The sequence below is a fragment of the Mesorhizobium sp. M7A.F.Ca.AU.001.01.1.1 genome, from assembly GCF_004022735.1.
Taxonomy (GTDB): Bacteria; Pseudomonadota; Alphaproteobacteria; order Rhizobiales; family Rhizobiaceae; genus Mesorhizobium; species Mesorhizobium ciceri.
Genome location: NZ_RZPF01000229.1, coordinates 1 through 8,522 on the forward strand (window position 1 = coordinate 1; position 8,522 = coordinate 8,522).

At 62.4% G+C, this 8,522-nt stretch carries 8 protein-coding genes; all 8 read right to left on the minus strand.

Features of this window, described 5'->3' with window-relative positions; all coding sequences use genetic code 11:
- The coding region (ugpC, locus tag EN884_RS15835; RefSeq protein WP_063167898.1) for a sn-glycerol-3-phosphate ABC transporter ATP-binding protein UgpC at nucleotides 1-1,067 on the minus strand (1,067 nt) is incomplete at its 3' end.
- A 4-nt stretch (nucleotides 1,068-1,071) separates the two neighbouring features.
- Nucleotides 1,072-1,920, minus strand: a complete 849-nt coding sequence (locus tag EN884_RS15840; RefSeq protein ID WP_013531924.1) for a carbohydrate ABC transporter permease — start codon at nucleotides 1,918-1,920, stop codon at nucleotides 1,072-1,074.
- Nucleotides 1,920-2,843, minus strand: a complete 924-nt coding sequence (locus EN884_RS15845; RefSeq protein ID WP_063167897.1) for a sugar ABC transporter permease — start codon at nucleotides 2,841-2,843, stop codon at nucleotides 1,920-1,922. Before EN884_RS15845 ends, EN884_RS15840 begins: the two co-directional genes overlap by 1 nt.
- A gap of 203 nt (nucleotides 2,844-3,046) precedes the next feature.
- Nucleotides 3,047-4,324: a sugar ABC transporter substrate-binding protein gene (locus EN884_RS15850; RefSeq protein WP_063167896.1), complete on the minus strand. Its 1,278-nt coding sequence runs from the start codon at nucleotides 4,322-4,324 to the stop codon at nucleotides 3,047-3,049.
- A 29-nt stretch (nucleotides 4,325-4,353) separates the two neighbouring features.
- Nucleotides 4,354-5,541: a PLP-dependent transferase gene (locus EN884_RS15855; protein WP_063167895.1), complete on the minus strand. Its 1,188-nt coding sequence runs from the start codon at nucleotides 5,539-5,541 to the stop codon at nucleotides 4,354-4,356.
- A complete protein-coding gene (locus EN884_RS15860) occupies nucleotides 5,538-6,272 on the minus strand; it encodes a FadR/GntR family transcriptional regulator (RefSeq protein WP_013531928.1) in 735 nt (244 codons plus the stop codon). The genes EN884_RS15855 and EN884_RS15860 overlap by 4 nt, the downstream gene beginning before the upstream one ends.
- A 127-nt stretch (nucleotides 6,273-6,399) precedes the next feature.
- Nucleotides 6,400-7,872, minus strand: a complete 1,473-nt coding sequence (locus EN884_RS15865; protein ID WP_063170221.1) for an FAD-dependent monooxygenase — start codon at nucleotides 7,870-7,872, stop codon at nucleotides 6,400-6,402.
- A 521-nt stretch (nucleotides 7,873-8,393) separates the two neighbouring features.
- The coding region (locus tag EN884_RS15875; protein ID WP_127408810.1) for a diguanylate cyclase at nucleotides 8,394-8,522 on the minus strand (129 nt) is incomplete at its 5' end.

Here is an 8,522-nt window from a genome sequence, read left to right on the forward strand (position 1 = left end):
CAGCCGATGCGCTCGCCGCTTTTCGCATCGAACAGATGCAGCTGGTCCGGTTCGGCCGCCAACCGCACCACGTCGCCGGACTTGACGCCGGCACGGCCCATGGCAAAGACGCACAGCTGCTGGCTGGCTAGCTTGACGTAGAACTGCGTCGAAAGGCCGAGCGGCTCGACCACACCCACCTCGCCCTTCAACGCACCGTCGTCCGCCAGCTTGATATGCTCGGGCCGCAAACCGACGGTGATGGCGTCACCGTGGGTCAGTGGCAAGTCTTCCGGCAGCCGCAGCGCCTGGCCGTCGGCCAGTACGGCCTCCAACGTAGCGCCCTTGCGAACCGTCGCCGGCAGAAAATTCATGCCGGGCGAACCGATGAAACCTGCAACGAACATGTTGGCCGGCCGGTCGTAGAGATCGAGCGGCGCGCCGACCTGCTGGATCAGCCCGTCATGCATGACGACGATCCGGTCGGCCATGGTCATCGCCTCGATCTGGTCGTGCGTGACATAGACCGATGTCGTCTTCAGTTGCTGGTGCAGCGCCTTGATCTCGGCGCGCATATGGACGCGCAGCTTGGCGTCGAGGTTCGACAGCGGCTCGTCGAACAGGAAGACCTTGGGGTCGCGCACGATCGCCCGGCCCATGGCGACGCGCTGGCGCTGGCCGCCGGACAATTGCCGCGGCAGGCGCTGCAGGAAGGTATCGAGCCCGAGCCGCTTGGCGGCGCCGTCCACCCTGGAGTCGATCGTCGCCTTCTCCGCCTTCTTCAGGAGCAGGCTGAAGCCCATGTTCTTCGACACGTCCATATGCGGATAAAGCGCGTAGGACTGGAACACCATGGCGATGTCGCGGTCCTTGGGTGCTACGTCATTGACCAGCCGCTCGCCAATGCGGATCTCGCCGCCGGAAGCCTCCTCCAGCCCGGCGATCATGCGCAAAAGCGTGGACTTGCCGCAGCCCGACGGGCCGACCAGGACGACGAACTCGCCATCGGCGATTTCAAGGTCGACCGCGTGCAGGACGCGGACGGCGCCATAATCCTTGCGGACCTTATCGAGCGTAACAGAGGCCATCGATCTATCCTTTGACGGCGCCGGCGGTCAGGCCGGTGACGAGATAGCGTTGCAGGAAGGCGAAGAAGATGCAGACCGGGATCAACGCCAGGATGGATGCCGCCATCATCTGTCCCCAATCGACGGCGAACTTGCCGATGAAGGTGAGCAAGCCGACGGCGAAGGTCTTCTGGTCGTCGCTGGAAATCAGCATTAGCGCGAACAGAAGCTCGCTCCAGGCGGCGGTGAAGACGAAACCGAGCGTCGCGCCCATGCCCGGCAGCGTCAGCGGTACAATCACCTTGCGCATCGCCTGCGCACGCGTGCAGCCGTCGATCATCGCCGCTTCCTCCAGATCCTTGGGGATGCCGTCGAAAAAGGACTGCATGAGGAAGGTGGCAAAAGCCGTGTTGAAGGCGGTGTAGATGATGATCAGCCCGGTCAGGCTGTTGATCAGTCCGATCTGACCCATCACGCGGTAGATCGGCGGAATGACCATCACCAGCGGAAAGGTCTGGGTCAAAAGCAACATCAGCGCCAGTGCTGCCTTGCCGCGAAAGGTGAAGCGCGACATGGCATAACCGGCAAGCGTGGCGATGATTGTCACCAGTGCCGCCGTCGATACCGAGACGATGACGCTGTTGAGGAAATAGCGGGGGAAATCGGTGGCCTCGAGCACGGTGACGAAGTTCTGCAGCGTCATGTGCGACGGCCAGAAGGTGATGCCTTCGGAATAAAGCAGCCGCTCCGGCGTGACCGAGATCTTCAGCGTCCAGTAGATCGGGAACAAGGCAAAGAGCACGTAAGCCGCGATTGCCGCGTAGAGGCCGATGCCGCCGAAGAAGCGCTGCGAGGCTGTGCGTCCTGCGATCATCAGACGTGCCTCACCAGGGTGCGGCGGATACCGATCAGCGCAATCGCATAGGCAATGAGCAGGACCAATAGCAGCACGGCCACCGCCGAGGCATAGCCCTTGTCCAGCGATTTGAAGGCGCTGACATAGATGTAGACCGGCACAGTGTTGGTCGAGCCGGCCGGTCCGCCTTCGGTCATGACGAAGATCAGGTCGGCGAAGGTGGCGATCCAGATGGTGCGCAACATCACGGTGATGGCGATGGTCGGCGCCAGAAACGGCAGCGTCACCTTGGTGAAGCGCTGCCAGGGCGAGGCTCCATCGATGGCCGCAGCCTCATGCAGTTCCGACGGGATCGACTTCAGCGCCGCCAGGAGCGTGATGGCGAAGAACGGAATGCCGAACCAGATATTGGCGACGATCGGCCCCCACATGGCGGTTGACGGATCGGACAGCACATTGGTCGGCTCGGCCTTCAGACCCAATGCAAACAGCCAGTGCGGCAGCGGGCCGATGATCGGATTGAACAGCCAGGCCCAAGTCAGGCCCGACAGGAAGGACGGCACCGCCCAGGGCAGGAACACCAGGGCTTGTACAGCCTTGCGGCCGCGAAACGGCTTGTCGAGCAGAAGCGCCAGGCCAAGGCCGAGGAAGAACTGGAAGAAAAGGCTGGCGACCGTCCACCACAACGTGTTGACCAGCGCCTGGCCCAGCACCTGATCCGACAGCATCGCCTGATACTGGCCGAGCCCGACATATTCGGACTTGAAGGCGGAGAACTTGCGGAAGGAGTAGCTGATGCCGATGACCAGCGGCACCAGAAGCACCACGACCAGCAGGATGATCGCCGGGCTGAGATAGAGCCATGGCTCGATAGCGGCATGCGACAGCCGCTTCTTTCGAGGCTTGCCGACGGATCGTATTTCGGACACGGCATAGGTCATTGGGTGAGGATCGGCTCCCTGGAGCAGCGGATGGACAATGAGCGGGGAGAAGTGCCGGTTCACCCTCCGAAGCTGCAGCGCAGCGGCTGCGAAGGATGGGCAGGCAGATGAGGGGCAGCGCAAAGTAGGCAAAACTACCGCCGCCCCTCATCCGTCACTTCGTGACACCTTCTCCCCGTGAACGGGAGAAGGAAAGAACGCGCTTATTTCTTGTTCTTCGCCATCCAGTCCTGCTGTTCCTTGGTCAGGAAGGCAGCCCACTGGTCGGCGACGTCCTTGGCCGTCTTCTGGCCAAGCAGCACTTCCTGAAAATTCTTGATCGCCACCTGGTCGACGAAATTGCCGAGGTTCTCCAGATGCGTCGGCGGGGTGACCATTTCATATTTGGAGCTGTCGCTGAGCTCTGTGAACCAGCCCTTGAACTGCTCGGTCTTGAAATGGGGATCCTGGTCGGCACCGTTGTGGATCGGGACGACGCCGACTTCCTTGGCCCATTCCAGATTGTCCTTCGGCGACAAAAGGGTCGCCATCAGCTTCCAGGCGTCGTCCTTGTGCTGCGAGTTGGCGAACATGGCCCAACCGGCATAGCCGAGTGTCGGATAGGATTTGCCGCTCGGCCCGACCGGCAATGGCGCTACCGCGAAATCGTCGGCGCTCATCTTGTCGGCGATGCCGAGCAGCGCGTCCGGATCCTGGTTGAGCATAGCGCAGGTGCCGGAATAGAAGCCGGTGACCGTTTCGTTGAAACCCCAGCTCACCGCATCCTTCGGCGCCAGGCCGTCCTTGTACATATCGGCCAGCATCTGCAGGCCCTTGACCGAGCCCTCCTCGTTGATCGTCGAAGTGCCGTCCTCGTTGAAGTAGCCACCCTTGCCCTGAGCGATGTTCATGAACATGTGCATGCCGTTGAAGGCACCCGGCCCGCCGCGCAGGCAGTAGCCGTATTTGCCCGGAATGGCGGAGATTTTCTTGGAGTCGGCGACGAACTCGTCGAGCGTGGCCGGCGGGCCGTCCAGACCTGCCTCCTTGAACAGCTTCTTGTTCCAGAACAGCGCGTTCACATAGTAGCCGTAGGGGATCATGAACTGGGTGTTGTTGACGGTCGAGCCGAACTGCTTGGCGCGGTCGCCCAGCGTCTTGGCGTCGTCCCATTTGGCCATATACGGGCCGAGATCCTCGAGCTGGGCATTGTTGGCATAGAGGCCCATCCAGCGTTCCGGCATCTCGACCACGTCGGGCGTGTCGCCGGCCTGCACCATGGTCAGGAATTTCTCGAACGCCTGCCCCCAGGGCAGCGAGATCAGCTCGACCTTGATGCCTGGATTGGCCGTTTCGAACTCGGCGATCTGCTTCTTCAGGAATTCGGTGCGTGGCGGGCTGGTGATGACTTCGACCATTTTCAGGGTCGAATCGGCCACAGCATTTCCGGCGGAAATCGCCAGTCCCGCAACGGTGGCAAGCATGACGGTCAGTTTTTTCATGTTCAAGACTCCCATTTTGAACCCGCTTGTTATTTTCTGGCTTTTTCGAAGGCTTGGGCGACATCCGCCCACAGGTCTTCGACACTCTCCAATCCGACATTGAAGCGGATGGTTCGGGGGCTGACGCCGAAGCGCGCCATCGAATTCAGGCCCGGCGTCTGCTCCAGCGACGCCTTGGCCGGCACGACCAGGCTTTCATGCCCGCCCCAACTGACGCCGATGCGGAAATATTTCAGCGCGTCGACGAAGACGGGGATGTCAATCTCGTCCGTAACCTCGAAGGAGAACAGCCCGGCATAGCCGGCCAGCGTCGCCTTGCCCGGGTGGTTCGAATAGACGGGATGGTTGACCCGCTCGACAGCGGCATGCGCCTTCAGCCGTTCGGCGATGGTCAGGCCGCTCTTCATGTGGTGCGGCAGGCGCAGCGGCAGCGTGCGCAGGCCGCGCAGCAAAAGCCACGCTTCGAACGGTGACAGCTTGCCGCCGAGATAGGAATAGGTCTGCTCGTTGATGTGCTTGATGTGGGCAGCCGAACCCGCCACGACGCCCGCGACCGTATCGCTGTGGCCGCCAAGGTATTTCGAGGCCGAATGCAGCACCAGGTCGACGCCATGCGTGATCGGCTTCTGGAACACCGGCGTCGCCCAGGAATTGTCGATCGTGGTGACGATGCCCTGTTCCTTGGCCAACCGTGTCAGATGCGCGATGTCCTGCAGCTCGAACATCATCGAGGTCGGGCTTTCCAGATAAAGCAGCTTGGCGCCGGGAAGTGCCGCCGCGACCGCATCCGGGTCGGAGCCGTCGACATAGTCGACCTTGATGTTGAGGCGCGGCAACAGCCGCTCGAACAAACGGTAGGCATCGCCATAGCAATTGCGCACCGCCACGATGCGCTCGCCCGCACCGACGAACGCAAGCACTGTGGCGCTGATCGCCGCCATGCCACTGGAAAAGCCGCGCGCGGCTTCTGCGCCCTCGAGCGCTGCCACGCGCGCCTCGAACTCCATCACCGTGGGATTGTCGCCGCGCGAGTAGATCGGCTGCCTTCGTTTGCCGGCAAAGGTATCGGCCATCTCGGCATAGTTGGCGAAGGTGAACAGCGAGGTCTGGTAGATCGGCGGCACCACCGCACCGCCGGGGAACGGTTCGTCATGCGCCAAAAGCGTGGCCGCTTCGGTGAGATAGTCGTAATCGAAACCTGATGGATGCTCGTTCATGTCTGGCTCGAGAGTTTGAGTTTGGCCGCGCCGCGCTTGAGGTCGTCCTCGACGGTGGCGATCAGCTTGAGCGCCTCGGCGCGAGCGCCCTGCGGATCGCGGGCAGCAATGCGTTCGTAGATGGTCCGGTGATAGGGAAAGCTGGCGTGGCCGAAGTCACGCACGCCGAGCGGATGCTCCCAGAAGCGGTGAAACAGCTCATGCATGGCGGCGATGATCTGCTCGAACAGCGGATTGCCCGAGACCCGGTAGATCGCCTGGTGGAACTCCCAATCCTCTTCCGACGACATGCCCTCGCGCGTGCGGAACGCCTGTTCCATGATGTCGAGCTTGCGTGCGATCTCGGCAATATCGGCTTGGCTGGCGCGTTCGGCGCAAAGGGCTGCTGCCTCCGCCTCCAGCGCGCGGCGGATCTCCAGCGTCTGCATCAGGCTGGTGAAATCATTGCCGCCGGCCAGTGTCAGCGGCATGTGCAGCATATCAGGCGAAACAGCCGCCTTGAGATAGGTGCCGCTGCCTTGCCGGCGTTCGACGAGGCCGAGCCCTTCCCAGCGTGTCAGAGCCTCGCGCACGGTGTTGCGGCTGACCTTCAGCCGCTCGGCGAGAATGCGTTCGGTTGGGAGTCTGTCGCCCAGCTGCAGGGCTTCGGCGCGAACAAATCCCACCAACGCCTTCAACACGGCGTCGTCGCGCGCCGTGATTTGAATGGGTGGCAGGCTGTTCTGGTCCACATTTCCTCCGAGTGGTCCAATGGTCCAACCAATTCTGCACAGTTGAAAACTCCTGTCAACAAACTGTCAGGAGCACTGTCGGAGGAAGCGACGCAATATTCTCAAGGCGGTCGCGCGATCGCGTCTGCTAACCTGCGGCAGCAGGCGGCCCGAACCAGGTGGTCAGCGCGCCCACAAGGCCCCGTTGGGTTCCCGCCCCGGCCCAAGCCACATAACCATCGGGCCGGATCAAGACCGCGTCGGGCGCAACGACACTCCCGAGAGCCGGCAGGTCCCAGATACCGGCGTAACCGGCGTCGATCTGCCGAACCCGTTCTGCCCAGGGCGCGATGTCCAGTCTGCCGGGCTCACCGAGGTTGAGCAGCACGGGCCGCGCGTCGTGCAGCAAGGTGAAGACCCGCAACGGTCCGCCGGCGGTGGTCAGATCGAGATCGGGCATTCGCCGCCCAAGCAGCGGGTGCCCCTCTTCGAGGTCGTAGTGGACACACAGGCCGGACATCTCGGCTGCGATCTTTTTGCGGGGTTCATCCATGCCGAGCAACTCGGCAACGGTGTCGGCCAAGGCCTTGCTGCGGTCATCCGTGCGGCGAAGCGCGACCTGCGCCATCGTGTTACGCAACACGCGGGCGGCAACCGGATGGCGCTCGGCGTGATAGCTGTCGAGAAGGCTTTCCGGCGATATCCCCTTGATGACCTGGGCCAGCTTCCATCCAAGGTTCACCGCATCCTGCACGCCGATGTTGAGGCCCTGTCCACCCATCGGCGGATGGACGTGGGCGGCATCGCCGGCCAGCAGCACGCGTCTGTCGCGATATGCGGCAGCCTGGCGCGTCATGTCGGTGAAGCGGGAGAGCCAGGTCGGGCTGTGGACCCCAAAATCGGTGCCATAGATGGCGGCCAGCGCCTCGCTGAGCTCGCGTAGCGTCGGTTCGCCGCGCGCCTCCAGGCGGGGCTCCGTCAGCACGACGCCAACCTTCTTGCCGTCCTCGATCTTACCCAGGGCATGAATTCCGGAGGCGTTGCTGCGGAAGCCCCATGCCGGTTCTTCCGACATTTCGACCTCGGCAATCATCCAGCTCATCGTCGGATCCCATCCGGTGAACTCGATACCGGCCGCCTTGCGAATGGTGCTGCGGCCTCCGTCGCAGCCGACCAGATATGCGGCCCTCAGGCGGTGACCGGTGGACAGTTCGACGTCGACGCCGCTGTCGTCCTGGATAAACCCCGCAACCTCGTGTTCACGATAGATCGGCACCTTCAACTCGCCGACCCAGTCGGCCAGGATGCGCTCGATGTGGTTCTGCCGCAGCGCCAACAGGTAATTGTGCCGGGTTGGGAAGTCGCTGATGTCCAGGCGGATCATGTGAAAACCTACGGCCGGGCTCACTTGGCCCTGCGAGAGGAACCGATCAGCAATTCCGCGCTGGTCGAGCACCTCGATGGTGCGTGCATGGAGGCCACCTGCGCGCAGGCCGGCAAGTTTCTGATCCGGCCGCCTTTCGACAATGGCAACGTCGACGCCTGCTAGCGCCAGTTCGCCCGCCAGCATCAATCCCGCCGGACCACCCCCGGCGATCACCACCGCATGATCTGAAACCATTGTCATCACTCCCGTTTTCCGCACCTTGGTTCGGGTCGGTTTTACGGGAGGAGCCGGGTCTTGCCGCAAGCCCCTTGTGCGCCATATGTATGAAATGGAAGGGAACGGTATTGTTTCCCCTGTTGGTTGCCGCGGAACAAGCGCTCGGGGCAATTTCCCCTAACGATATCCAGATTTTCAGGCGCAAAAACCCAGAGTCTTCCGTGCTTTGGCACGGAGCTCTGATGTTCATTGGAAAGAAGGGGGCCGGTCGGCGTTTGGCAGCGGTACGAGGAGGCCACTATGTGCCAGCGCCGGCCGGCCGACCCCACGGACCCAGGAGATGCGGCGGACCTGAGCATCATGGGGTATTCCCAGGGACCGGAGCCGGCGGTCTATCCTCGTGCCGGCTTCGTCTTGGCCTGCACAGTCGCGCAAGAGCTTATAAAAATCAACAGTTTCTTAACCAAGGCTCGCGAATCGCTTGGATTAAGGTAAACGGGTAACCCTGTCGGGTTGACTGGATAATCGGGGCTGGGTCACTACGCCGCCTTGGCGACGACCCGATTGCGGCCGCCGCTTTTGGCTTCGTAGAGCGCGAGATCGGCACGCTTCATGAGCGCCGCCACCGTGTCCACGCCCTTCAGCACCGACGACACGCCGACGCTGAC

Coding starts and splice junctions, on each gene's coding strand:
- EN884_RS15850 (WP_063167896.1), bottom strand. CDS start 4,324: ATGAAAAAACTGACCGTCATGCTTGCCACCGTTGCGGGACTGGCGATT.
- EN884_RS15865 (WP_063170221.1), bottom strand. CDS start 7,872: ATGGTTTCAGATCATGCGGTGGTGATCGCCGGGGGTGGTCCGGCGGGA.
- EN884_RS15855 (WP_063167895.1), bottom strand. CDS start 5,541: ATGAACGAGCATCCATCAGGTTTCGATTACGACTATCTCACCGAAGCG.
- EN884_RS15840 (WP_013531924.1), bottom strand. CDS start 1,920: ATGATCGCAGGACGCACAGCCTCGCAGCGCTTCTTCGGCGGCATCGGC.
- EN884_RS15845 (WP_063167897.1), bottom strand. CDS start 2,843: ATGACCTATGCCGTGTCCGAAATACGATCCGTCGGCAAGCCTCGAAAG.